Consider the following 24973-nt stretch of genomic DNA (forward strand, 5'->3'; position numbering starts at 1 on the left):
AAGGTAGCAAATGGCGATCGCCGGAAAACAGGATAATGCAGCTGAACAGGTTAATTCTTCGCATTCAACCTAGAATTATGGCATCTACACCTAAAATCCTCGCCTTTGCCGGCAGCACCCGGATTGGTTCTTACAACAAAAAATTGGTAAAAATCGCGGCGGCTGGCGCGAAGGCAGCAGGCGCAGAAGTGACTTACATAGACCTCCGCGATTTGCCTTTACCTTTGTATGATGAAGATTTGGAAGCTCAAGAAGGACTACCTGCCAACGCCCACACGTTTAAGGACTTGATGATTTCTCATCAAGGATTGCTGATTGCTTCGCCAGAATATAACAGTTCACTCACAGCAGTTTTGAAGAATGCTATTGACTGGGCATCCCGTCCATATCCAAATGAAGCACCTTTGGCTTTGACTGCTTTTGTAGGTAAGGTTGCTAGTATTATGAGCGCTTCCCCAGGCGCTCTTGGTGGTTTGCGGGGGTTGGTTCACCTGCGAGCTATTTTAGGAAACATCAAAGTTTTGGTACTTCCCGATCAGGTAGCCGTACCCAAAGCTTATGAAGCCTTTAATGCTGATGGCACGTTAAAAGATCCGAAACAGCAGCAATCTATTGAAAAGCTAGGCGATGGCTTAACAAAGATATTGCTGAAGCTTAACTAAATTCTTCAGGTGTTTAGTAAATAACTGCAACGCCGATTTTTCTGCTGTTATAGCAGTCGAACTATAGGTTATTAGGACGTTAGCAATGGGCTTAAGTCCCTTTTCTAAAGGATTATTTTGTCCTAAGCTTTGCTTCCCTTGCTATAGTAACGGTTTTAACCGCTCCCACTGTTCCTGATTTAAGTCTCCTCAGTTCATCATCACAACGTAATGATCGCCTATTTTTTTAGGATACAACGAGGCAAGAAAACACGCTCTAGGAGTCATTTTGGATTTTAGTAGCGATCGCCTGTGCCGTAGCCATATCCCTTTTATCGCGATATTGCCCACGGGTATAGGGTTGAAAATATGCTTTTTACCCCCAAAGCTAAACTTAAGCTGTACGGAGCCACTATGATTTATTGGTTTAATCTCTCGCATTGTCCCAAATCGGTCTCAGATGGTATACTTGGGACAGGCAAAAAGGTTAAGGACGTATAGCTCAGTTGGTTAGAGCGCTACGTTGACATCGTAGAGGTCACTGGTTCGAATCCAGTTACGTCCATTATTTGTTGTACAGTGACTAATTATTATGTCGTCGGTGACAGATCAACGTCGTTCGCACTAATTAACTGTCGTCGGGACAAATTGATGTTATTTAAGTGCCAGTGACAGATTAATGTCATTTATTTACAGAGACTATAACGATAATATCAACTTAGCGCTCTCTTTCAACCCTCCCTAATAAAAATTATGATAACCCACCTAGTACCTGGCGGGTTATTACAACATTTTTTGTATGCGTGCGTAATAGTTTCAGATTTGGCTTTCAACCCACCCAGTGTACAGTGACTAATTAAATGTCGTTGTGACTTTACCCATATGTTGATGTTATAAATGCGATCACAACTGCTGTAAATGCAGCAGCAAGCTTTGAGTAAGCTAACAAATCTCTCTTATCAACTTCTTAGTATGTCAGATTGAATTTGCTCTAAGTATTTTTATCGTGTCTTTACTTAATCTTTAATTTATCAATCAGTAATTATAGGTAAGATGTATTGAGTAAGATGCGATTTTATCTTGATTGAGACATATTATATAAAAAACTTTTTTATCAGCTAAATTGAAAATACAAAAGTCGGTTAAAATCTCTTGTTTTCAACAAACATAATTTTTATTTTTTAATCAATAAACCTGATTTTTTATATTAGAAACCTGTGCTTTTCGCACCATGTTTTACAGCTGCAATGATGAGTTTAGCTATTAAGAGTAATCACAAAAATTGGAGAGCAGTTTAACATGAAGAATGCTTGGAGGCGTTGGATTACCAGCGTTAATCTAGCTGCAATGTCTACGACGGGCTACGCCTACGCACTAATGCTGACGCTGATATTTTTAACATTCTCTCATCAGGCAACAGCAGACGATCCAGGAGCGTGTTACATGATAACTTCCTCTGGTAAAACCGTTGGATTGGGAAGGATTTGTGGCAATATCATAAGCGCACCTTCAGACAATAAAGTTTTTCGAGTCTCAATCAAACGCCGTTTTGGTGGAACTCCTGTGATTGATGTCACCTTCAACGACAAAAAAACCTTTGAAATGATTGTAGATACAGGTGCTAGTGGAACCATTATCACTCAAGATATGGCGAATACACTTCAACTACAGACTACAGGTACAATGCAAGCCCAAATTGCTGATGGTAGTGAAGTAGAATTCTCAACCAGTAAGGTAAAATCTATTGCAGTAGGTGGAGTTACAGCCAATAATCTTCAAGTGGCGATCGCACCAAAAGCCAGCATCGGGCTGCTAGGTCACGATTTCTTTGGTAACTATGATATTAGGATTCTGGAAACAGAAGTTGAATTTCATCACCGCTAAGTCGTAATACTATCGAGACAAGTGTTTGCGATTTGTAAAGATTTTATTTGCGGCCTAGAGATTTCCGTAAACAGCCAACATGACATAGTAGTTAGCCAAGTACTTTTACATACAAGGACAGACAACCTATGTCAGTTGAAGGTATTGACGTTTCTGAATTCAGTGGAAATATTGATTGGGAAAAAGTGAAAAGTCAAGGTATTTACTTTGCTTTTGCTAGAGTGAACTACGGAACCTATAAGCAAGATGATCAGTTTGCTTCTTACTGGCCTGCCATAAAGAAAGCTAGCATTATTCGTGGGGCTTATCTTTTCTTTCGTCCATCTGAAGAGGTTAACCCGCAGGTAAAAATGTTTGCTCAAGCTCTAGAGATAGAACCAGGTGATCTCCCCCCAGTTGTAGACATTGAACAAGACTACTACAATTTTGGACAGAACGATCATTGGGATGACTTGAATTCCACAGAAAAGCTTAATAAAATTACCAACGTCTTAACTGCGGTAGAAGTTGCTACAGGTTACAAACCGATCATCTATACTGGCCCTAGCTTTTGGAACGATAAGATCAAAACCTCACTCTTTGCTGACTATGACCTGTGGATTGCAAATTTTGATACAGACACTCCTACTGTTCCAGGTGGTTGGGAACTTTACACCTTTCACCAATACAAAGGCGACCAGACTGGTTTTCCTGGTATATCCGGTAATGTAGATCGGAATAGATTCAACGGTGCTTTGGATCGTCTCCAAGTTTTAACCGTTCCTGCTGTTTCACTTCAGGAAGGTCGCATCGGCCCGAAGGTTAAAAAGTTGCAGCAGACTTTAATAAAAGTTGCCCAAGACTCAACTCACCCAGAATTCGATCCAGGAGCGCCAGATGGTATTTTTGGCCCAGCTACCAAAAAGGCTGTTATCGCTTATCAGGAAGCTAACAATCTTACAGCTAATGGCATTGTTGCCCCTGGAGACAAATTAGCGACCGCTTAAGTTAAGCTTGATTGTCAAAAAAATCTTGATGACTTGCACTAACGCGATTAATCATGTATCTAAGTTACGTTTAATGTGAATTAAGCTTTGAAACCCTTGTAATTTCATAGGTAATCCCAAAACTATGATTTTGAGCGAATCTAGAAACCCTTACAGAATAAGCGGCGTTTCTAATTCACATCAGACGTAAGTTATACGAACCCAAAAAAAGCATTTTTGACAACTAAATACTACTATTAAGTAACCATCAATTAAATCATGGGAATGGTTTGTGGTTGCATTTCTACAAACCCTCCCCAAATCAATCTTGACAGTCTACTATTCTCGGTTCACATACCCTAATTATCAGCAAGACATTTCTTCGGCAACGATGCATCAAGATTCTGGAGAAAAAGGGCGAATTTGATTGCCGCTAATGCTTGTAGTTTGTCAATTTTTTAGGTTTGTATATTGAAATTATTTCAGTCTGCCCGTTTCTCTCAAGAGTTACTCAGCATTTCGGAAGCAGCTTAAGAGCGTTATAGAATAGAAATAAACCTTACATAACATTACGCTGATTCAGCAGAATTGCCCATGACCACTTCTAAACGCCACTACCACATCACTACTTTCGGTTGTCAGATGAATAAAGCTGACTCAGAGCGCATGGCTGGCGTTTTGGAAGACATGGGCTTTGAGTGGTGTCAAGACCCGAATCATGCAGATGTGATTCTCTACAACACCTGCACAATTCGAGATAATGCTGAACAAAAGGTATATTCCTATCTTGGCAGACAAGCAAAGCGTAAACACGAGCAGCCTGATTTAACTCTCATAGTTGCTGGTTGTGTTGCCCAGCAAGAAGGAGAAGCACTGTTGCGGCGAGTCCCAGAATTAGATTTGGTAATGGGCCCACAACATGCCAATCGTCTGAAAGATTTGCTGGAGTCAGTATTTGAGGGTAATCAAGTCGTAGCAACCGAAGCAGTTCACATTATTGAAGATATCACCCAGCCGCGACGAGATAGTACAGTGACAGCTTGGGTGAATGTAATTTACGGCTGTAACGAACGCTGTACTTATTGCGTGGTTCCCAATGTGCGCGGTGTCGAACAATCTCGCACGCCGTCAGCTATCCGGGCTGAAATGGAAGAATTAGGACGACAAGGTTACAAAGAAATTACTCTACTCGGTCAAAATATTGATGCTTACGGCAGAGATTTATCTGGAGTCACATCAGAAGGTCGGCATCTACACAACTTTACAGATTTGCTTTATTACGTACATGATGTATCTGGAATTGAAAGATTAAGGTTTGCTACTAGCCACCCTCGTTATTTTACCGAGAGATTAATTCAAGCTTGTGCTGAGTTGCCCAAAGTGTGCGAACACTTCCACATTCCCTTTCAATCTGGGGATAATGAACTTTTAAAGGCGATGGCGCGGGGTTATACCCATGAAAAATATCGTCGGATTATCGATACCATTCGGCGGTATATGCCAGATGCCTCGATTAGTGCTGATGTAATTGTCGGTTTTCCTGGGGAGACAGAAGCACAGTTTGAAAATACTCTGAAACTGGTGGAAGATATTGGTTTTGATATGTTGAATACAGCAGCATATTCGCCGCGTCCAGGGACACCAGCCGCGTTGTGGGACAATCAACTGAGTGAAGAAATTAAAAGCGATCGCCTGCAACGGCTCAATCATCTGGGAAACTTGAAAGTAGCACAGCGATCGCAACGTTACTTTGGACGCATTGAAGAAGTTTTAGTAGAAGACCAAAATCCTAAAGATCCAACCCAGGTAATGGGACGCACTGGTGGTAATCGTTTGACCTTTTTTAGCGGTAACATCAAAGAACTCAAAGGGCAGTTAGTGAAGGTAAAAATTACCGAAGCTCGTCCTTTTAGTTTGACGGGTGAACCAGTTGAAGTAAGGCAAACCATTTTGCAGTAAGAACCATTTGAAGATTATACTCCTGACTTATGATGAAGTTACCGCAAACGATTCCAGTTCTTCTTTTTGGGGCTAGCTTGGCTGTAATTTTCCCTCAAATTTGTGCTGCTTTCAGCGTTCAAGAGGTAGCTATTGTTGCCCAAGCATCAAGCGATTTGCCAACAGTCAAATCAGCTGGACTGTCCCCCGATATGGATGTGCCTTGGTCGAAAGCCGTAAGAATTGTTGACCCCTTTGAAGGGGAGTTTGTTGGAGTTTTTGATCGCAATTCTTTAGGTGGTCGCTTGTACCGTGAGGGTTCAAAGGAAGTTATTAGTTTGTGGACTCCTTCGAGCATTCGAGTACTCGTAACAGTAAATTCGGATGAAGCAAGGTCTTCTTTCTACACAGCAGGTCTGGGATACACGCGACCTGACTATTTTAGATTTACCACGACTAAAAAAGTCAATAAGCTTTTGCTCAAGGTCAGAAAAAAAGTTTTTCAATTAGACGGTTCAGCTGGCACATTTGCTATCAGTAAAGAATTAGCCACTGCTTTGAAAAATGCTCCAGATGAGAACTTAGATATCAGACTAGTCTTGGAAGGAGGTCAAACTGTTGATAGCGAAATTGGCAAAGGGACAGTAAAAGCTTGGCGAACTATTTATTAAACGATTGCATTTTTCAACTAAGTATTATCTATGATTAATAAAAGAAAAACTTCTCCCATCTCATCAGGAATTTATCTAGTAAAACTTGTTTATGGATTTAATAAGAACGAACATTGTTAGAAGCAAGCCTGATTAATTCTTCAACATTGTTTGAGATTGTATTGCAAATAGTATTTAAAGGTAAGTCATTAGGATCAAACCCAAAAGGTTCTTCAATTTCTGAGCCAATTTGTTCAATACTTAATAACGTAAAACTTACAAAAGCCATTACTATACCAGTCCACCAATTTAAAAAGCTTACAATTTCCAAAGGTAATATAAGACAAAAGATTAATAACAGTTGTCTAAGTTTAATAGTATATATCAAAGGCAGCGGCGTTTTTAAAATGCGTTCGCAACCACCTAAAATATCTACTAAATCATCTACACAGTTATGCAGAGTAGTTAGTTGATAGATATTTAGACAATTTCGGTCATGCTGATACTGCAAATAATCTCCTATCCAATAAGCAATTTGTAGTGGAGGATGATTAGTCTCTTGGAGTTGTAAATATTGTTTTTCAGACATTAATGATGCCAACTGAGTATCTAAAGGCACCGATCTTAGATGTAACTTCATTGCAACTGCAAAAGCAGTTACTAATCGAAGTATTGCCTCTTTTTCTAATTTATCTTGTGGTGTCTTCTCTTTAACTATTATCGAAATTCCCCGAGTTAAATTACGCGATGTATTTACTAAAGCTCCCCATAGTTGACGACCTTCCCAAAATCTATCATGGGCTGTATTCGTCCGAAAGACTAATAGTAATGTAAAACCAATATTAAAACTTAAAACAGCATTGGTAAGAATATTGCTGGAATCCGAAAATGCTATTGGTAATCCTAAATGAGCTAAAAATGAGATAAAAGTACCATAGATAGTGCAAAAAATTACCCAAGGAAGAATAATAGAGATAATTGACCTTTCAAGCCGAAGAGTTACTTGAAGCCAGTTCAGCTTTTCGCCTTTGTAAAGATGATATTTTTCTCTTAAAGAGTTTTTAGAATTATTTCTAAAATAGTTAGGTTGTTTCATGTTTTAGGGGTTGAGGATTACATCAATTAGCAAACTAACTTTTTTAGCTAAATATATCTTGCTTAAGCAAGATATATGCAATATGTAGGTTTTCAAATGTCACCATAGTAGAACTATAATAAACACAAATTATAGTTCTAACATTGAAATTTATTTCTGTGAACCATCTTTAGGTAGGGAAATTCAATACTATCTTCCAATTCTTCATCACAAACCTGATTTTCTGCTTATATTGATTAAAGGTTGTGGTATTTCACTGCTTTCTGAGATAATTAGACAAAATTTCCAGCTATTTACAGTAAATATTTACTTTTTCTTACCGACAGAGGGATGTCTACGACGGACTACACCTATGCATTTGGGTTAATAACAGTGCAGACAGAGACAGAGGATTATTTGACGCGATCAAATTATTTCAATCAATTATTGTTGGTCGCAGTACTATTAACAGTAATAGATAAGTTTAATCTCTAAACTCTCCTCAACCAGGCAGAGGGTTAAAACATTTATAATTTCTGTCCTGCATAAATTGAGCGCACTTCGCCATTACGTCGGATAACTGCTTCGCCATTACTGACATCTACTAGTGTCCAACCGCTGGAGCCGATACTTTCGCCCATATTGATGCGGCGAGTCACGCCATCAATTTTAAACAGAGCGGCAGATTTATTACCCAACTCTAGCAACCCCTCTAAGGTATTACTCGGAGCTTCTGCGATCGCAGTTGGCGGATATACTTGTTCCTGGGTAATAGTTGGTTCTGACTCTGGGGCGAGTGCAGCGCGTAATGGAACCACTGGTAATGCAGGCAGAGGCTTGGGTGTTTGGCGCACGGTAATGGGTGCAGTTTTGGCTGCCACAGGTTTAAGTTCGGCTTGGACAGCGGCAGCTAACATATTGACAGTTACAGGCTTGGCAGCTTGTCGCACTGTATTCAAGGCAGTTTTCACAACATTGGGTTGAGATACCCGCAATGCACTGGCAACTTGTGGTAAAAGTGTAGGAGTCCCCGGAATGGCAGGAAGGGCATAGCGCATTGGTGACGGCGCTTGATAAACGGGGACGTAGATGCGCTCAACAACACTTCCAGAACGATTGGGGGGTAGTGGTGTATTGTTAGCTAGAAGTGGAAGTGCTGGTAGATTACTAGTTGCTTGCTGACGACCAAGAGCTATTTGGTTAGTATTTGCCTGACTGGAGAATTCTGGACTGAAAGATTTTTGATTGCTTTTTGCTCCTTGCTTATCTATAACAGCCAGCGCTTGGAGCATATAGTCAACTAACTCTGCTTCTATTTCTGTTTTTACGGGCAACCGTGACTGCGATTGCGGCAATAGAAGCGCTGACTCAGGCAATTTAGTATTTAAAAGATATACGACTCCAGACTGCACCAAGTAGATCATACTAGCGATCGCCACGCCTAAAGTTGTTCCTACAATCAACAGTTTGCCTAAAACCGGACTAGTTTTCTGACGCTTTCTACTAATTGGTTTAACAGTAGCGGGATCAAATATAACGGTACTCAATTGCTGGTGGTTATCTTGAGCAACTGAATGTACTGCTTGGTTCAGTGTGTTCGGTAAGATAATCTGTGGTATCGTAACTGTTTGCAGAGGCACGTATTCTGAAGGTGATTGGCGTTGAGCTTGGGCGGAAACTCCAGCAACAGAGTGGTTTGATTTGTTTTGACTACTGTGCCTAACAGTTTCAGAAGGCAGATTAAAACTAGCATCCAGAATGTAGTCGATATCGGCAAAGAGTTCATCCATTAAGCCATCAGCATAGTTTTCTATCGACCAAGGCTCGTTGGTGATTAAGTCCTCTGATGGTTCTGGTACTATGAGACGGGTGCTGGCTTCTTGTAACATAGAGGTTCTGGGTTGTTGCTTGGACGAGTAAACGCCACCCCTACTGCCTGGAATTAGGATTATAGAGGAGGTAGCAGGTAGAGGACAGTTATTACTGAAAAGATAAGTATGAATAAAAACTTATAATTTAAGTAATTACCCTGTTTAAAAAGAAGAATTGTATTGAAATGTGTTGAGCGAGATCCAAAGCTTGGACCGCTCCGTCTCCGGTCTTGCTCCAATCCTATGCAGTTGCGCGTGGGTTACTCCTGCCTTTTGCCTCCTAAATAATCAAACATCCAATCCCCCATCTTAATTGAGATAAGTTGATTGAGTGTCGGTATTAAACTCAACTTTCATCTGGGGATTGTTGATGATGACATCACTAATATTTATGTCATCTATCATACCAATCTCTCTCTCTACTACTATACTCAGTCTTTATCAAGTTTGTGTTAAGCTAACGCTGGAAACTCTGACTGGTTCTTGGTTCTACGTAATTCTAAATATAATAATAAGGCGTTAATATCCGCTGGGTTTACACCACCTATACGTGCAGCTTGACCAAGGGTAAGTGGTTTTACGTGAGTCAGCTTTTCCCGTGCCTCTTTAGAAAGAGTATCAATTGTTGTATAGTCTAAATCCCCAGGTAACTGGCGGTGAGCTTGGCGGGCAATTTGGTCAATCTGATTTTGTTGCCTAGCAAGATAGCCAGAATACTTGATGTCAATTTCTGCGCCTTCTTTCTCGACCCGGTTGAGGTTAGGGTTTCCCAGTCCGAACCTATCGAGGTCAACGTAATGTAATCCTGGACGGCGCAACAAGTCATTGAGGGTAATTGAACCTTTAATTGCTTGTTGGGTATCAGATGCGATCGCTATGCCAATTTCATCATGTTCTTTAACTCGTGTGGTTTGCAATCTTTGTTTTTCTGTGGTGATATTACCCTGTTTTTGAGTAAATATATCCCAGCGGCGATCATCAATTAAACCAATTTCTCGTCCCAAGGGTGTCAGGCGTTGGTCGGCATTGTCAGAACGCAATAGCAATCGGTACTCTGACCTACTGGTAAGCATTCGGTAAGGTTCTCGTAGGTCTTTTGTACACAGGTCATCAACTAGCGTCCCAATGTAACTTTGCTCGCGGGGAAAGACAATCATTTCTTGAGAGCGAACAAATCGAGCCGCGTTAATTCCTGCCACTAATCCTTGAGATGCCGCTTCTTCATAACCTGTAGTGCCGTTAATCTGCCCAGCACAAAACAGCCCCGCAATTTTCTTAGTCATTAGTGTGGGGTAACACTGAGTTGCTGGTAAATAGTCATATTCCACTGCATAGGCGGGACGCAGCATCACACAATTTTCCAAACCGGGGAGAGTCCGCAACATTTGCAGTTGCAAATTTTCTGGCAATCCTGTAGAAAACCCTTGAATATAAAGTTCAGGTATATCCCTTCCTTCCGGTTCAATAAAGATTTGGTGGCTTTCTTTATCGGCAAAGCGAACAATCTTATCTTCAATACTGGGACAATAACGCGGCCCTTTGGCTTCCACCCAACCGCCATAAACTGGCGACAGGTGTAAATTTTCCTGAATCAGGCGATGGGTTTCGGCGGTTGTGCGGGTGATGTAGCAGGGCATCTGTTCCCGTTCTATCCACACATCTGGGTCAAAGCTAAACCAGCGCACATCTTCATCCCCTGGCTGGATGAGCATTTTACTATAATCTACCGATCGCTTATCTACCCGTGCTGGAGTTCCAGTTTTAAGCCTGCCAGTTTCAAATCCCAGGCGATTTAGGGTTTGTGTCAATCCTTCAGCCGCAAATTCTCCAGCACGTCCGGCTGGCATTGATTTGTTACCAACCCAAATTTTGCCTCCCAGGAAGGTGCCAGTTGTTAAGATGACTGCTTTACATTGGAACCCCACACCAAAATATGTTTCAACGCCGATGACTTCATCGTTAGCGCCTAGCACCAAATCTATTGCCATACTTTCGCGGATTGTCAAGTTTTCTTGATTCTCGACAATATTTTTCATTACTGCTGCATATTCGCGCTTATCAGTCTGGGCGCGTAATGCCCAAACAGCAGGCCCTCGTGAAGAGTTGAGGATGCGTTTTTGCAGATAGGTGCGGTCTGCTACTTTAGCAATTTCTCCTCCGAGTGCATCTACTTCATAAGTCAACTGAGATTTGGCTGGGCCACCTACTGCTGGGTTACAAGGTTGCCAAGCGATTTTATCTAAATTGAGCGTCAATAGCAGGGTACGACAACCGAGGCGTGCAGAGGCGAGAGCTGCTTCGCAACCGGAGTGACCTGCACCGACGACTATGATATCAAAAGCGTCTTGGAATTCAACGGAATTGTGCATGGTCATACTTACAAAAACGGCAAGCTTAGAGTTCTTTTCAATTTTAACTGTTCCAGTGGTTTCATGGATGTAACTTTCTCATAAAAAAGTTATCAAACTTACTAGTACTCAATTAAAGACAAGATTCTATTTTTTAACTTTAGTAGGAAGTGGAAAATATCATCCTTTTAAAATTTATGACAACATTCCGGTTTTTCGATAGCGGCTATTGTTCATCTCGTTAAATAGCACAAATTAATTTATAACTGGTATGTCTGAAATATTTTTTCTAATTTGGATGAAATTATAGTTTAATGCTGACAAATTATTTGTAACTTTAATTGATTAATAAAACTTTCCAAAAACTTCTTAATTTTATTACTGATTCACTAAGCAATTATTTAAAAATGAAACTCACACTCAGCAATCAAAAAAATACTACTAGATTTATTAGAAAGATAAGTTTTATCGGTATTTTTATATTGATGATTTTTGTATTAGTAGCTAGCAATGAGATTACCCACCACCAAGTTGCTATAACTACTCAACCATTACAAAAATGCTTGAATAATGATTCATTACCTTGTACAGATACCTCTAAAAATCTAACATCAGAACCATTTATTCCCGATACCAAATTAAATGCTCAACAGCGCTTTTTATCTGCGATCGCTAGAAAATTACCGACAATTCCCCAGCCTGGTACTTATGAATATACTTTGCTGCGAAGTTATGGTGCAGTATTTGTAAATCAAGATATTGGGATTAAATTGCCGCAAAAAGATATCTTTGCTAATGAACAAGAAACCCAAGAGTTTCAAGCTACTTTAACAATGGGTCATATTGATGGTACTAATGACTGTTATTTACAAAAGCCTGCGGCTGATGCTTTGAATAAAGCAAGATTTCAACAAAAAATTCCGCTAAAATCTGGTTATGGATCTGGTGATTGTACTCGCACTTTCAACACAAATTTAAAATTTTGGAATAAATATGCTAATAATCAAGTTTTAGCAAAAGTTCAACAAGGTAAAGAAACAAAAATTCTCGGTTTAGTTGCACCTCCCGGAACTTCACAACATCTTTGGGGATTAGCAATTGACTTACGCGTAGGCAGTAAAGAACAGAGAAAAGCTCTTAATCAAAATGGTTGGTTTCAAACTGTAGAAAACGATGTTCCACATTGGACTTATGTGGGTTTATCTGAAGAGAATTTACCTTTATTTGGTTTTAAAAAACAAACTATTCGAGGTACTACCTATTGGATGACGCCGCTTTAATTGTTAGATAGCATGAAAACTTGGGAATACTAACCTAAAAGATATATTATCAAGGATTTAGCTATGCCAAACGAAGCTGCTAACCAAGAGCAAGACTTCCTAATTGATTTATTAAGAGCAACTTATCAAAATCAGGAAATCTATCCACTTCTGCAACGTAACTTAAGTAAACTCAACAATGATTTAGCTTTAATGTTGCGAAAAAGGGTAAGCAATCGCTTTGCTAAAGAACCTGCAATTGCTATTAATTTAGCTAGAGTCATTATCAAACTGAGTACCATTATTCAAGAGTTTGAACAAGGGAACATTGCTAGTAATTTAGAAATTGCGATCGCAGGTTATGAAACAGTTTTACAAGTGTGTACCCGTGAGGCTTTCCCCCAAGAATGGGATATCGTTCAGCAAGCTTTAGTAACAGCTTATCAGCAACGCCAGTATATTCTCTCCAGAACCATTGGTGAACTGCGAGAGCAGACTGTCCAAACCCAGAGTCAGATTAATACATTAACTGAGCAGTTACAAGAAGAGTTACAACAAGCAAAATTACAAGTTAATGACTTAACAACAACAATTACGGAGTTAAAACAGGAAACGAGTAGTTCAGAGTCAGCACCAGAAATAACGTCTTTAATCGCTGAGTTAAAAGAGTTAAAGCAGCGTCAAATTCGTATAGAGCAATTTACTTCCACTGCTCATGCTTCACCTAATATTGGGCAGTTCAATACAGCTATTTTTTATGATATTGAAAATTTAACAATGGGTAGAAGCAACCCTAACTTAAATTTTTCTCTGAAACAAATCCAAACAAATCTAGAAAATACTAACCTAGTTAATAAAATTGCTATCCAATGTGCTTATGCCGACTGGAGTGATTCTCGATTAAGGTTACTCAAGAATGAAATTCAAGAACTTGGCATCGAAGCAATTCAAATTTTTGATTACAGCCATAAACGGAATGCAGCAGATATGCAACTAGCCATTGATGTTATGGAATTAGCCCAGAGTCGTCCTACGTTGCAAGTTTTCGTTATTGTATCAGGTGATGGTGCATTTGCTGCTTTAGCTAAAAAGCTCCATGAATATGGAAAGACTGTAATTGGATGTGCTTATGAAGGACAAATTAATCGTATTCTAAAATCTGTTTGTGATTGCTTTATACCTATACCTACTCCTCAAGCAAAAATAGAGGATATTTTAATTAGTGAAGTAATTAGCGAGAGTCAATTAAATGATGATATTTTAGTAGTAACTAAAAATGTTTTGCAAGACTTGAAGCAAAATTTTGGGCAATTAAATCAGCTTAAACAAGATGGTATTCATCTATCTCAAATTCACAAAGTTTTGAGAGATAATATCCCAAACTTTGACAAACAAAGAGACAAATATGGTAAAACATTGACGAGCTTTTTGAAAAAAGTCATTGAAGAAACAGATATTTCTTTATCGATTGACAACAATAAACTAATTTTGAGAGAAATGCTAACTATAGGCTCTAATGGCTCATCAAATAAAACTTTGAATGGTGTAGCCCTTATTTAAAGACTAAAGTGCTTACTACAAACTCCGTTAACCTGTCATAATCTCGCTTGGCAGACTATTAATCTAAGTTGCTAGTTATCAACCTCAGTGTAGTTTGCAGGCGATGCCTGCGGCGGGCTACACCTACGCCCACAACAAGATGTACGGTTGCGCTATGCACAACCATCACTCAAGCTTAATTTTCTTTATCAGTATTAACTAGTTTATAAGTGCCAAACTGAACTTGTTATTAAAACTGACGTATGTATTCTGTTTTGATAAATTTCAAAATAAAAATCTAGTTAATCTTGACAAAAAGTACAGGTGGTTTGGCAAACAAAACTTTTTTATCTTTAGATCCGTTCTTCAACTCTTGTAAAAGTAGTTTTTACAAGAGTTGAAGAAAGAGCATCTTAACGACTGTTATTCATTAACAATCGTAAAGCCTTCATACTGAACGGGTGCTGTTGCCAAAGCATTTGGTAAAGTAACGTTACCAAGTAAGGTGGCGGTTGCAAAGCCAGCGCCGTTAGTACCTGTGGCACTACCTAAACCTAGACCTGATGCAGCAAGTTCATCTTGGTAGCCTGTGATCTCATAAACAGCACCAGTTTCCAGCCAACCGATCAATCTTTGAGAACCGAAGTTAGCAAATGACAAATCAGAATCTGCGTTGACATTCAAAGGTTGCCCTGAAGGAGTTCTTAGAGCAATCGGCGCAGATAGCTGACCAGTGAGTAAATCGACTTTATAAAGATTGTTCCCATTTCCATCAGAGGTATGAAAATCGCTAGCAAAAGCGCGAGTTCTACCAGGATTGAGATTGTCGACAGCTAATCCATCGGCAAATTTTCCAGGGTTGGTAGGTTGAGTTCCTTGTATTTGTGCAGCAGTAGTAGGTGCGCCAAAAGCGTCTACAAGGCTAATAGTTCCAGGGTTACCTGTAGTAATTTTATAAAGTGAGCTTCCTACTGGTTCTCCACCAAGATTAGCAGTTTTATTTCCAGAAATGTTGTACAGAGCATTTTGTTGTTTACTAAAGTCAGCACCTGACTCAAATCCAAAACGATGTAGGTTAGATGGTGTAGGAGTTGGTGAAACCGTGGCTGGAGCAAAAGGCTGATCTACATTATTAACGACAATAACAGCTGGATCAATTGGATTTGGAGGATTAGTTGCCCGTGCTTCGTTAACTGCACTTACCCTTCCGGTAGTAGGGTTAGTTGCCAAACCTTCTAGATCTGCGTTAGTAACAGTACCTGCAATATTGACTGTACCTACTTTTGTAGGGGTAATAGAACCTTTAGAACCAGAAGGGATTAAAAAGCGGTAAACATCAAGTTGCTTGCCATTACTAGCGTTTGAGTCACGATCTTCTCCAATGGTATAGCCGTAAAGAGCCATGAGAATTTTCTCCTTATTGAAACCTGTTAAACTTTTGAGAACACTCCAAATACAGCGTATTGCTATCTGACTAAAAGCTTGTACGACACAAACAAAACTAACCTTCCCAGGTTGAGATTTAAGATTAGTCTGCGTTATCTTACTTTGCTTATATAACAGAGGAATTTGCAAAACTGAAATACTGCTAAACTTTTGACTGTAAACAAGCTAAGACAACTTAACTCAAGATTGTTGTAATTACTATTTGCTCAATTTCTGAAAGTAGAATATGTGATAACTTGATGTCGGAGGTAGATATCTCAAAACTACATCAAGTTACACTTTCAGACATTTTTTGGGAATCTATTATTTCCAAACTAGATTACAATGAGCCGAGAGTTAAGCATCTTTAATTTGCCCATTAAAAGTCAAAACTTCAGGTTGTAAATTGTATTTGGAGTTATCTTAACAAGACTGTATTTGACTAATATTAAGGTTTAATAACATCTTGGTTAAGGTTTGGTAGTTGCTGACTGTTTTCACTCGCTGATATACTTCTCCCGTTGTTTTAACAAAAAAAGCACATCGGGGCAAAGTAATATAGAAGTAAGCTTTCTCCTTGTGAAAACGCTACCTATTACCTCTGAGGTTGCATAAAGCAATTTACTCAATCCTTTTGTCTTGCCAAGTCTGATTTTGTAGAGTTTCACAAAGAAAAAGAATTTTATTAGATAAAATACTACAGTTAACTAATACAGTTGGCAAAGGTATTAGTACAGGCAGAAGTTGACTGATTTAATAGCTATTAAACAATTTATCTTCGGAGGCGATCGCTTTTAGCTTGTTCGCTTCAAAATACCTGGGGCGAAAATAATTAAATAAGACTTAAAATATAAAATTAAAAATTTATTTTTAATTTTATATTTTCCGTTTAACCTGATTCTGCCAGAAAGTTGATAACTTTTTATGGAGGGCTAAATCAGACTTTTGCTAGGGCATAAACGCACAGTCTAAAGCCGGAGGCGTTTCCGTTGCTCCGGGCAGTAATGTTATTGTGACTAGACCCAAAAGACCACATCACCAAATCCATAAAATTTCAGGACAAACCTATCTTTGGCTAGCAATGCTAATTTTTGGAGTATCTAGCGCCGTTACCCGGAAACTAACAGAAATTGGTGCTCAACATTTTATCGGCAATCGCAATCCGATTTCTTTTTGTAATGTTTTATTTGTAGGAAACCTTTGTGCCTTGATACTTCTAATCCTAATTTATGGGCGGCAGTGGAACAAAGCTACTTTGAAGCAGCTCTCAAGAAAGAATTGGGTCAGTCTAACGGCAGTAGCTATATTTATTAGGAGCGTTAGCCCCTAGTTTAATTTTCCAGGCACTGGCATGGCACTTACAGGGGTGAACAATGTCATCTTGGTGGGACGCTTGGAACCGCCTCTAACTTTGGCTTTATCAGTCTGGTTATTGAGAGAACAGGTAAATATTTAGGAATTTTTTGGTGCGATCGCAGCTACAGTATGGCTGAAGTAAACCACCCATCCCAAATAAATGAAATCCTTACAGTATAGGAATTACGAATTAAGAATTTCGCCTTGCAGTACTAGTATGTCAAAATAAAAATACCCGATACATCAAGGTGAGCGATCGCTCCCAAAGCTAGATTAAAGGATTGACCTGAGCAATGGCAGACCCAACCAATCACAATCAAGCGGGAGAAGTAGCTCCCAGCACTGTTGACAAGCAAGCTCCCAGTGTAGCTGAAGAACACGCTCCTAGTACAGACTCGCCCGAAGCCACAGATATTCCTACTGCCAACACGCCAGATCCTAAAGCCGCAAACCCCGAAGATAATCCCAATGCTGCTAAACCAGCTGCTGTACCACCCAAGCGAGAAAAACCCGCCACCGCAGTTAAAGCCACAAAAGGAGAAAAACCCGCCGCCGCCGACGCAACAGAAGAAAAACCCGCCGCAGCTAAAGCCGCAAAAGGAGAAAAACCCGCAGCCGACGCAACAGAAGAAAAACCCGCCGCAGCTAAAGCCGCAAAAGGAGAAAAACCCGCCGCCGACGACGCAACAGAAGAAAAACCCGCCGCAGCTAAAGCCGCAAAAAAGGAAAAAGCCCCAGCTGTTGAAAATAAGCCATTTGTAGAGTTTATTGAGCAAGACTACTTGCCAGCTTTACAAAAAGCGATCGCTCAAAAAGGCGTACAAGATTTACAGCTATCTTTTGCCAAGCAGAAGATGCCAATTACTGGCTTTGAATCCGCCGAAGAATGCTGGCAAATTATCGGCAGTTGGTCAGAAATTGGTAAGCGTCAGTTTAACCTGTATTTCCCCGATGAAGATATTCAAGGAAAAAAGGGATTTTCTTGTAATGAAGGCAAAAAACCTAGCACTCTTGAGTCATTCCTAATCGATGAACGCAAAACTACCCTCGATTTATTGGTATATGGCTTAGTTCAGCGCTTGGACGGTCAAAAGTGGTTAGGTAGAAATTAGTCATTGGTCATTAGTCATTAATCATTAGTTTTTTACAAAGGACAAAGTGCAAAGTCGAGCCAGTCGCTTGGGCGAGTTTCCCGACTTGGGCGAACTGGCGTTGAGCGGAGGTTTCCTCCGCTCAGACTTTGTAAGAGAGGACAAATGACAAATGACTAATCTGCGATTTTTGATTCCGCAAATATTGAATGATTGTTGCAACTCTTAATGTTTTGCTTACAAATTTGTTACCCGCACCTTGGTAGACTGAACTTTATACAATTCGATTATCGTGGGCTGTTACGGTTTGCCAGAGCATTTCTGGTGAGGCAGTCCGGTCTTCTCTCAAAGGGAGAGGCTAGCGCCAACGGGTTTCCACGCCAGTTGCTTCAAGTCGGCACAGCCGCCCAACGCACTGGCTCCCGATGAGGAACTGCCGTTACCGTGGCGGTAGAGACGTAGGAACGTCACCCGAAAGGTCTACTTAAGATAATAAAGACGAAAGAGAAATCAAGACATGGTAGATTCCCTCAAAAAACCAGGCTTTGAAGAAATCCGGCCAGGGATTAAAGTCCCGGCAAAAGAAACCCTGTTAACACCTCGGTTTTATACTACCGATTTTGATGAAATGGCACGGATGGATATCTCCGTCAATGAAGATGAGTTAAGAGCCATTCTTGAAGAGTTCCGCACTGACTACAACCGCCACCACTTTGTTCGGGATGCCGAGTTTGAACAATCTTGGGATCATATTGACGGGGAAACTCGCCGATTGTTTGTTGAATTTCTAGAACGTTCTTGTACGGCAGAGTTTTCCGGCTTTTTGCTGTATAAAGAACTTGGTCGTCGCTTGAAAGGCAAAAGCCCTGTCTTGGCTGAGTGTTTTAACCTGATGTCACGGGATGAAGCGCGTCATGCTGGCTTTTTGAACAAAGCTTTGTCGGACTTTAATCTGTCCCTAGATCTAGGGTTTTTGACTAAGAGTCGCAGTTATACCTTCTTTAAACCGAAATTCATTTTCTACGCTACTTATCTTTCTGAGAAAATTGGTTATTGGCGCTACATCACCATTTATCGCCATTTAGAAGCACATCCCGAAGACCGGGTTTATCCAATCTTCCGGTTCTTTGAGAACTGGTGTCAGGATGAAAACCGTCACGGCGATTTTTTTGATGCGGTCATGAAATCTCAGCCGCAAATATTGAATGATTGGAAGGCACGGCTGTGGAGTCGGTTCTTCCTGTTGTCGGTATTTGCGACTATGTATCTCAATGACATCCAACGCAAGGACTTTTATGCCTCCTTGGGATTGAATGCACGAGAATACGATATCCATGTAATTAAGAAGACCAACGAAAATGCAGGTCGGGTATTCCCGCTGATGCTGAATGTAGAGAATCCAGAGTTTTATCAGCGGTTGGATGTTTGTATAAGCAATAACGAGAAGCTGGGTGCGATCGCTAACTCCAACACTCCCAAATTCTTACAATTCTTCCAAAAACTGCCGCTTTACATCTCCAACGGCTGGCAGTTATTGCGGCTGTACCTGATGAAACCGATTGATACTGTTTCTGCTCAAGGGGCAGTTCGTTAATTTACAACAGATTTGCAAAAGCTTTGGTGGTTCTGCTGATTGTAGAGCCACTTTTTTTGTCCTTTTTCCAAGACAATGATTACTGAAATGTCAAGCAATTAGTACTGCGATCGCTAAATTACTCTTAGGCAAAAATCGGAGATAGTTAAGTGTAGTTTGGTAATAAATACCTTAAGTTAAGCTGATTTTTCCATTCTGATTATGTTTGGAGTCAATGTTTGATGCTTGGCTGCTTCTGCCTCGTAACATCTTAGAATCAGTAATGTCAGCTTATCTAAATCACTGACAGAGGAAATAATTACTTTTGATGCAGCATCCCCCAGAGAAGCTGTTACTTCCAGCACTTCAAAGTTTGAAGCTAGAGATTTGACTTCATCTACACTTAGCCGAGTAACAAAACTTTTTTTCTGCGAAGATAGATACAGCCGCAGAAACCACCAAGTACTTTTGCCAACAAGATTGATACCAAAGTATGAAGCAGTATCCTTGTATTGAAGTTGATAATTGTAACTCGTTGAGGTTTGCGTAATTGCTTTAATTTTTTCAAAAGCTTCGAGATCTTCAGCAGTTGTTACTATTTTTGGTTCTTGAGGATCTGGTTGTATGTCCACTTCTCCATTATCTATGTCTGTTGGAGGTTCAACAGGCTGATCTATTACTGGAGTAAGTGAGCGAGTCATTAACTCTACTAAACTTCCTTGAATCGACTTTTTAACAATTGGTTTGAATTTCTCAATAATTTTACCAGTAATTCGACCTTTAATTTCATAACTAGGAGCAACTGTACCAAGTTCAGTCACTAAAAAGCGAACAAATTCTTCAGAAGGAGAACGTAAAAGATTTCCTAGAAGTTGAGTCATGCCTTTTACATAAACCATTTCCTCAGCATGGTTGGTAATAGCTGTAACCTCAAAATTCTCACGGTGAAAGAATTTGAGGTTATCAATATCTTTGGTATCATATTCCAGAATGTTAAAAGTAAAAAATGGCTCCTTGTCCATAACATTTTTATCACGCAAGTCTGTGAAGAAACGGTACTCAACCCCATTAGTGACGATAGCTACTTTTGTTGTCAAAAGTCCATTAAAATAGCGGCTTAGTTGCCCATCATGTGCTTCAGCTTTTTGACCACGAGCTTTTGCCTCTACGAGCATAACTATATTATTGTTAATAGCTAAAGCGTAATCTACTTTTTCAAACTGCCCTGCTTTTTTAATAGCAAAATCTGCCACGTATTCCGGCATTACTTCACTAGGATCATAGACATCGTAGCCAAGAGCACTCAAAAAAGGAACAATCAGTGCCATCTTAGTAGATTCTTCGCCAACAACTTGATCAGCCCGCTTACGCACTTGTTCAGATAGCTTGGTAATATCTTCAGTGAATGCCATCTTGGTTGCTCCTGCTAGATTAGTGAGTATTGATACGTCTTTTTATGTAAAATAAGAGTGATTTTAAGGTGAGTAGTACATTTGGATTGAAAGTGTTAGTGCGATCGCCTTTTTTATCACTCCTATAAAAGTATTCCCAAATAAGTACCAGCCTGTAACACTGATGACTTGTTCACAGGTGCAATGGCATCGGTAATGAATAAAAATAAATTAGAATGATTTTTTATGAAGCTTTAGCCTCTTTGTCGCCCCGTCAATGGGCAGACCAAAATATTGCTGAGTCAATGAATTTTACTTTTTACTCAGCAATATTTTGATGAGAAAGGTTTTCGTGAGTTTCTACGGTTATAACAGAAGCCGACATTAGGATACACTGGCATTTGAATACACCGGAAGTTCATCAGCGACTTAGTTTGTTGCTTCTAGTGACTTCCTTCCTAGTGTCCTATCGCTTTTGGCTGTATGAAACTTACTCCAATCTCCGGTAAGTCTCCCTGAAGAAGGTTTTTAGCATCTAAAACGACTGCCACTGTTTTGAGGCTATAGCCTTAGAATATTTACAAGCTTTACTTACGAATTAGCTCTCTCTAGATAAAGTATTGTTTTTGCTGTGTAAGCTGACATTCTACCTGTTTCTATCCAGATTTGTGTAGCTTATTAACAAATCAGCGGATTCATTAATATTAAGCCTGCTTTACTATTTAGTTTCTTACCCTGACCTATTAGACAGCTAGAGTGTCCATTTCACTTTGTTCAATAGCTTTTAGCCCTTATCGCTCCCATGCTCACCCATCACCGCAAGCCCGTGTGCTTATCACTTATTTCCACTGACCTACCAATCTGGTCTGTTGTCGAAACTGCCGCGACATTGTATCAAAAAGATACCGATCGATTCCATTTACTGATGACCGCACCGCCTTTAATTAGCTGCGAAGTAGAGAGTGTCATAAGTCCAGAAGACACACTTCCTCAAACCAAAAGCAAAGCTTACGCTCCTAACAGTCCTCGAATTTTGTGGCTGGAGATTTCCCCTTACCGAGTCATCATGACTATGCAAGGTAACGCTCAAGTGAGTTACCGTCACTTTTGGGAACAGGGCGTTTATGGCATTAGTCGCTATTGGTTGCCAACTGAGTCATTACAACCTAATGATCCCATTCGTTTACGAAACTTTACTAGTAGCCTAACTCTCAATGGACATCCCTTGCCAGAGCATTTGCGGTTGGAATATGAATTGTGGGCAGAAAAAGTCCAATTAGGATGCTACATACTGAATTTGGAAATTAAACATTGATAGGCATGGGCAGTAGGGAGTAGGTAGTGAGGACAAGTTTTCACAATGCCCAATGCCCAATGCCCAATCCCCAATCCCTCTTAACCAAAATAACTAGGTTGGTTTCCAGGTTTCCATTTAATGTTGCAACCAACACTCGGCTTTTGCTCGCTTGTAACAGGTTTATCCGCTAACACTGCTTCTATGGCTGCGCGTAAATCTGCACCTGTTACCGGTTTATCATTACTAGGGCGGCTATCATCTAATTGTCCCCGATAAACAAGTTGGCGATCGCCATCAAATACAAAAAAATCTGGTGTGCAAGCTGCTGTGTAAGCTTTTGCCGTTTCCTGGCTCTCGTCGTAACATAAGGTAAAATTAAACCCTTGTTCTGTAACAAATGCTTGTAACGACTCTGGCGCATCATCTGGGTAATTCTTTGCATCGTTAGCACTGATAGCAACGATCGCTAAATCACTTGTAAAATAATCTCTTCCTAACTGCACTAATTCTTTTTGGACGTGTTTTACAAACGGGCAATGCCGACAAATAAACATTACCAACAGTGCTTTTTTATCTGCAAAGGTAGAAAGTGAAGTTGCCTTTCCAGATACTACTTCCGGTAGATTAAAATCTGGCGCTTTAGTGCCTAGTGGCAACATAGTTGAAGCAGTTAAAGCCATAGTTCACCCAATATTTTTACGCTGATAACTAACGGCTTTTGTTATCAGTATATTTTCACTCTAGCACTAAGTTTTCCATAAATTAAGAGACAGGAAATTTCCCGTCTCTTATATTTGTTGAGAATTTTATTAAATAAATTAGTTTTTAGAGATTTGCCAAAACACCAACAATACCGTGTCCTGTAAATACTTCTAATGCTATCAGAGAGACAAAACCAATCATTGCTAAACGACCGTTGAGCATTTCTGCATAGGGAGTGAAACCAGTGCGATCGCCTTGCTCATCTATATAAACTTTTGGTTCGATCGCAAAGTTGTTCAGTTTGCCTTGGTCATCAATTATAGCAGTGCTTGTACGCATGGATTTTCCTCTGTCTTCTGTTGTTTATGTAAATAACTGTAACAAATATATGAACATTTGTAAAGTATTTTGATCTAATCGAGTAGAAGTCCAAGCCAGGATATGATGATGAATCGAGTTCAAAGTTATGTCTAAGTAACAGGCTTTGTTCCTTGTTCGTAAGCACTTTCAATCACAAATCCATTCCCCAACAGCTAATGCATCGATTTCGAGTAGAGGTTATTGCCAAAACACCAAACCCGCAGCAGGTGATTTATGCCGCGATGCACCAAGACTATACCGATGGGTTCGTGTTTGATGAGCGTGACTCCTGGCCGTCGGAGTCACAAAGCGGCGAAATTATTGTTAAGCGGCTTTTAGCGGGTGAGAGGGGACACTATGGGCCTTTAGAGCATCCCCAGATTGTTTTCAACTGTGGCTACTTTCCCCACAGTGTGATGCAGCAGGCGCGGACTCATCGGGTTTCTGTATCATTTGATGTACAATCTTTTAGGTACACAGGCAACCAATTTATTGATGTAGTAGAAGGTAAGAAAGACATAGAAGATGTTTTTTACCTACGTCCTATTGGTTATTACACTGATAGACAAGGCAAAAAATACCATTATTCACCTGAAGCTAGAGCAGCAGATTTGCAATGGTGTCTAGAAGCAGCTAAACGATATAAAGCTGATTTTGAGGAGGGAATGTCTGAAGAACACGCAAGAGGTAAAGTGCCTTTTGATTATCGCCAGCATTTTGTAGTTAGTTTCAATTTAAGGTCTTTCTTGCATTTTTGTGACTTGAGAAATAAAAAAGATGCTCAACTTGAAATTCAAAAGTTGTGTGAAATGATGTGGCCTCATTTTGAAGATTGGGCACCTGCGATCGCACAATGGTATGAAAAGCAGCGTCTAGGTAAAGCAAGGTTAGCACCTTAGATAATGGCTTACCTTGCTCTCTATATACGAGAGTTGACATAATTTGCGGTAGGATAAAGCAATCGCAATCTGATTTATGGAACTAGATTCAGAGCGATCGCACAATGGTATGAAAAGCAGCGTTTAGGTAATGCAAGATTAGCACCTTCAGTAAATTAAGTCATTAAAATTTCAAATTTGAGAATTTTTTGAGCTAAAATCAAGACAAAATTTTAGAAACTCATAAAATTTTATGAACATCAGTGTAGAGGACAAGTTTTTACTTTCAAAGCCAAGTGAAGTGATTGAGTTGTTAAAGAGGTGTAATCAGTTAGGAATCAATAATTATAAGTTTGAAGGCTATGGTACTGGAGGTAGGAGCGTCTACTCTTTTGGAGGTTTTGTTTCTGACTCTTTAGACGGATATTTTTATAACCTAAATCTTTTTTTCTCACTTCCTGGCTTACCTCCGAAAACTTTGATTAACAAAAGCTTTGCTCTCTCTGAAATAAACCATACATCAAATGAACTTCCCACTGTTGATATAAACTATCTAATTAATGAGTATGTCAAAATTGCAAACCAACTCGGACTTGCAAAAATAGATTTAAGTTCTATTTTTGTGTAAACTTTGTTTAGAGGATGTTTGAAAAGTTTTTAGAGGTGAAAAATTATGCTAATCGCTGAACCATAATGCGTATGATGGCAAGATAAATAAAAGTCTCGGATG

Annotated in this window: 20 protein-coding genes, 1 tRNA gene and 1 pseudogene; 14 read left to right on the forward strand and 8 right to left on the reverse strand. The window is 39.8% G+C overall.

The window, feature by feature from the left end; all coding sequences use genetic code 11:
- Window positions 1–35: 35 nt before the first annotated feature.
- From V7K56_RS32145 to V7K56_RS32170, 6 genes are all read left to right on the forward strand, one after another.
- Entirely contained in the window at window positions 36–662 is a 627-nt protein-coding gene (locus V7K56_RS32145) for an NADPH-dependent FMN reductase (protein WP_334917404.1), read from the forward strand.
- A gap of 470 nt (window positions 663–1132) precedes the next feature.
- Window positions 1133–1206, forward strand: a tRNA-Val gene (locus V7K56_RS32150).
- A 734-nt stretch (window positions 1207–1940) separates the two neighbouring features.
- Complete coding sequence (locus tag V7K56_RS32155; RefSeq protein ID WP_334917407.1) at window positions 1941–2525, forward strand: retropepsin-like aspartic protease family protein; 585 nt, start codon at window positions 1941–1943, stop codon at window positions 2523–2525.
- 128 nt (window positions 2526–2653) lie between these two features.
- Window positions 2654–3511 carry a GH25 family lysozyme gene (locus V7K56_RS32160; RefSeq protein ID WP_334917409.1) on the forward strand — a complete coding sequence of 286 codons (858 nt, stop codon included), beginning with the start codon at window positions 2654–2656 and terminating at the stop codon, window positions 3509–3511.
- A 573-nt stretch (window positions 3512–4084) separates the two neighbouring features.
- A complete protein-coding gene (gene miaB / locus V7K56_RS32165; RefSeq protein ID WP_334917411.1) occupies window positions 4085–5449 on the forward strand; it encodes a tRNA (N6-isopentenyl adenosine(37)-C2)-methylthiotransferase MiaB in 1365 nt (454 codons plus the stop codon).
- Window positions 5450–5478: 29 nt separating this feature from the next.
- Entirely contained in the window at window positions 5479–6099 is a 621-nt protein-coding gene (locus V7K56_RS32170; RefSeq protein ID WP_334917414.1) for a hypothetical protein, read from the forward strand.
- 97 nt (window positions 6100–6196) lie between these two features.
- On the opposite strand, the gene V7K56_RS32175 is transcribed toward V7K56_RS32170, so the two are convergent.
- The 3 genes from V7K56_RS32175 to mnmG form a co-directional block, all read right to left on the reverse strand.
- Window positions 6197–7174 (reverse strand): bestrophin family protein, encoded by a 978-nt coding sequence (locus tag V7K56_RS32175; protein ID WP_334917416.1) that lies wholly within the window; start codon window positions 7172–7174, stop codon window positions 6197–6199.
- A 506-nt stretch (window positions 7175–7680) separates the two neighbouring features.
- Complete coding sequence (locus V7K56_RS32180) at window positions 7681–9042, reverse strand: hypothetical protein (protein WP_334917418.1); 1362 nt, start codon at window positions 9040–9042, stop codon at window positions 7681–7683.
- A 434-nt stretch (window positions 9043–9476) separates the two neighbouring features.
- Complete coding sequence (mnmG, locus tag V7K56_RS32185; protein ID WP_334917420.1) at window positions 9477–11399, reverse strand: tRNA uridine-5-carboxymethylaminomethyl(34) synthesis enzyme MnmG; 1923 nt, start codon at window positions 11397–11399, stop codon at window positions 9477–9479.
- A gap of 380 nt (window positions 11400–11779) precedes the next feature.
- Between mnmG and V7K56_RS32190 the strand changes: the two genes are divergently transcribed.
- Entirely contained in the window at window positions 11780–12652 is an 873-nt protein-coding gene (locus V7K56_RS32190) for a D-alanyl-D-alanine carboxypeptidase family protein (RefSeq protein WP_334917422.1), read from the forward strand.
- A gap of 63 nt (window positions 12653–12715) precedes the next feature.
- On the forward strand, window positions 12716–14191 hold the full coding sequence (locus V7K56_RS32195; RefSeq protein ID WP_334917424.1) for an NYN domain-containing protein: 1476 nt from the start codon (window positions 12716–12718) through the stop codon (window positions 14189–14191).
- Window positions 14192–14593: 402 nt separating this feature from the next.
- Here V7K56_RS32195 and V7K56_RS32200 read toward each other — a convergent pair whose 3' ends face one another.
- On the reverse strand, window positions 14594–15574 hold the full coding sequence (locus V7K56_RS32200; RefSeq protein ID WP_334917427.1) for a water stress protein WSP1: 981 nt from the start codon (window positions 15572–15574) through the stop codon (window positions 14594–14596).
- A 1102-nt stretch (window positions 15575–16676) separates the two neighbouring features.
- Here V7K56_RS32200 and V7K56_RS32205 point away from each other — a divergent pair.
- Together V7K56_RS32205 and V7K56_RS32210 are read left to right on the forward strand one after the other, a co-directional pair.
- A pseudogene (locus V7K56_RS32205) lies at window positions 16677–17048 on the forward strand (EamA family transporter); the annotation flags it as partial.
- Between the two features lie 196 nt (window positions 17049–17244).
- Window positions 17245–18063 carry a DUF2996 domain-containing protein gene (locus V7K56_RS32210; protein WP_334917429.1) on the forward strand — a complete coding sequence of 273 codons (819 nt, stop codon included), beginning with the start codon at window positions 17245–17247 and terminating at the stop codon, window positions 18061–18063.
- A 324-nt stretch (window positions 18064–18387) separates the two neighbouring features.
- On the opposite strand, the gene V7K56_RS32215 is transcribed toward V7K56_RS32210, so the two are convergent.
- Entirely contained in the window at window positions 18388–18513 is a 126-nt protein-coding gene (locus V7K56_RS32215; protein WP_334917431.1) for a hypothetical protein, read from the reverse strand.
- 46 nt (window positions 18514–18559) lie between these two features.
- Between V7K56_RS32215 and acsF the strand changes: the two genes are divergently transcribed.
- On the forward strand, window positions 18560–19636 hold the full coding sequence (acsF, locus tag V7K56_RS32220; protein WP_334917433.1) for a magnesium-protoporphyrin IX monomethyl ester (oxidative) cyclase: 1077 nt from the start codon (window positions 18560–18562) through the stop codon (window positions 19634–19636).
- 176 nt (window positions 19637–19812) lie between these two features.
- On the opposite strand, the gene V7K56_RS32225 is transcribed toward acsF, so the two are convergent.
- Window positions 19813–21027, reverse strand: coding sequence for a type I restriction endonuclease (locus tag V7K56_RS32225; RefSeq protein WP_334917435.1), 1215 nt, complete (start codon window positions 21025–21027; stop codon window positions 19813–19815).
- A 781-nt stretch (window positions 21028–21808) separates the two neighbouring features.
- Here V7K56_RS32225 and V7K56_RS32230 point away from each other — a divergent pair.
- Window positions 21809–22321 carry a hypothetical protein gene (locus tag V7K56_RS32230; protein WP_334917437.1) on the forward strand — a complete coding sequence of 171 codons (513 nt, stop codon included), beginning with the start codon at window positions 21809–21811 and terminating at the stop codon, window positions 22319–22321.
- Window positions 22322–22401: 80 nt separating this feature from the next.
- Here the strand turns inward: V7K56_RS32230 and V7K56_RS32235 are convergent, their stop codons facing one another.
- Entirely contained in the window at window positions 22402–22983 is a 582-nt protein-coding gene (locus tag V7K56_RS32235; protein WP_334917439.1) for a thioredoxin family protein, read from the reverse strand.
- A gap of 145 nt (window positions 22984–23128) precedes the next feature.
- Window positions 23129–23344: a chlorophyll a/b-binding protein gene (locus V7K56_RS32240; protein WP_114083012.1), complete on the reverse strand. Its 216-nt coding sequence runs from the start codon at window positions 23342–23344 to the stop codon at window positions 23129–23131.
- A 197-nt stretch (window positions 23345–23541) separates the two neighbouring features.
- On the opposite strand from V7K56_RS32240, the gene thyX reads away from it, so the two are divergent.
- Complete coding sequence (gene thyX / locus V7K56_RS32245) at window positions 23542–24264, forward strand: FAD-dependent thymidylate synthase (RefSeq protein ID WP_334917441.1); 723 nt, start codon at window positions 23542–23544, stop codon at window positions 24262–24264.
- Window positions 24265–24496: 232 nt separating this feature from the next.
- Window positions 24497–24871 (forward strand): hypothetical protein, encoded by a 375-nt coding sequence (locus V7K56_RS32250; RefSeq protein WP_334917443.1) that lies wholly within the window; start codon window positions 24497–24499, stop codon window positions 24869–24871.
- Window positions 24872–24973 lie beyond the last annotated feature (102 nt).

Origin of the sequence: Nostoc sp. (assembly GCF_036917535.1) — a bacterium.
Lineage (GTDB): Bacteria > Cyanobacteriota > Cyanobacteriia > Cyanobacteriales > Nostocaceae > Nostoc.

Bases quoted from the DNA above. Each gene is read 5' to 3' on its own strand.
- V7K56_RS32145 (WP_334917404.1), top strand. From the start codon at position 36: ATGCAGCTGAACAGGTTAATTCTTCGCATTCAACCTAGAATTATGGCA.
- V7K56_RS32155 (WP_334917407.1), top strand. From the start codon at position 1,941: ATGAAGAATGCTTGGAGGCGTTGGATTACCAGCGTTAATCTAGCTGCA.
- V7K56_RS32160 (WP_334917409.1), top strand. From the start codon at position 2,654: ATGTCAGTTGAAGGTATTGACGTTTCTGAATTCAGTGGAAATATTGAT.
- miaB (WP_334917411.1), top strand. From the start codon at position 4,085: ATGACCACTTCTAAACGCCACTACCACATCACTACTTTCGGTTGTCAG.
- V7K56_RS32170 (WP_334917414.1), top strand. From the start codon at position 5,479: ATGATGAAGTTACCGCAAACGATTCCAGTTCTTCTTTTTGGGGCTAGC.
- V7K56_RS32175 (WP_334917416.1), bottom strand. From the start codon at position 7,174: ATGAAACAACCTAACTATTTTAGAAATAATTCTAAAAACTCTTTAAGA.
- V7K56_RS32180 (WP_334917418.1), bottom strand. From the start codon at position 9,042: ATGTTACAAGAAGCCAGCACCCGTCTCATAGTACCAGAACCATCAGAG.
- mnmG (WP_334917420.1), bottom strand. From the start codon at position 11,399: ATGACCATGCACAATTCCGTTGAATTCCAAGACGCTTTTGATATCATA.
- V7K56_RS32190 (WP_334917422.1), top strand. From the start codon at position 11,780: ATGAAACTCACACTCAGCAATCAAAAAAATACTACTAGATTTATTAGA.
- V7K56_RS32195 (WP_334917424.1), top strand. From the start codon at position 12,716: ATGCCAAACGAAGCTGCTAACCAAGAGCAAGACTTCCTAATTGATTTA.
- V7K56_RS32200 (WP_334917427.1), bottom strand. From the start codon at position 15,574: ATGGCTCTTTACGGCTATACCATTGGAGAAGATCGTGACTCAAACGCT.
- V7K56_RS32210 (WP_334917429.1), top strand. From the start codon at position 17,245: ATGGCAGACCCAACCAATCACAATCAAGCGGGAGAAGTAGCTCCCAGC.
- acsF (WP_334917433.1), top strand. From the start codon at position 18,560: ATGGTAGATTCCCTCAAAAAACCAGGCTTTGAAGAAATCCGGCCAGGG.
- V7K56_RS32225 (WP_334917435.1), bottom strand. From the start codon at position 21,027: ATGGCATTCACTGAAGATATTACCAAGCTATCTGAACAAGTGCGTAAG.
- V7K56_RS32230 (WP_334917437.1), top strand. From the start codon at position 21,809: ATGCTCACCCATCACCGCAAGCCCGTGTGCTTATCACTTATTTCCACT.
- V7K56_RS32235 (WP_334917439.1), bottom strand. From the start codon at position 22,983: ATGGCTTTAACTGCTTCAACTATGTTGCCACTAGGCACTAAAGCGCCA.
- V7K56_RS32240 (WP_114083012.1), bottom strand. From the start codon at position 23,344: ATGCGTACAAGCACTGCTATAATTGATGACCAAGGCAAACTGAACAAC.
- thyX (WP_334917441.1), top strand. From the start codon at position 23,542: ATGCATCGATTTCGAGTAGAGGTTATTGCCAAAACACCAAACCCGCAG.
- V7K56_RS32250 (WP_334917443.1), top strand. From the start codon at position 24,497: ATGAACATCAGTGTAGAGGACAAGTTTTTACTTTCAAAGCCAAGTGAA.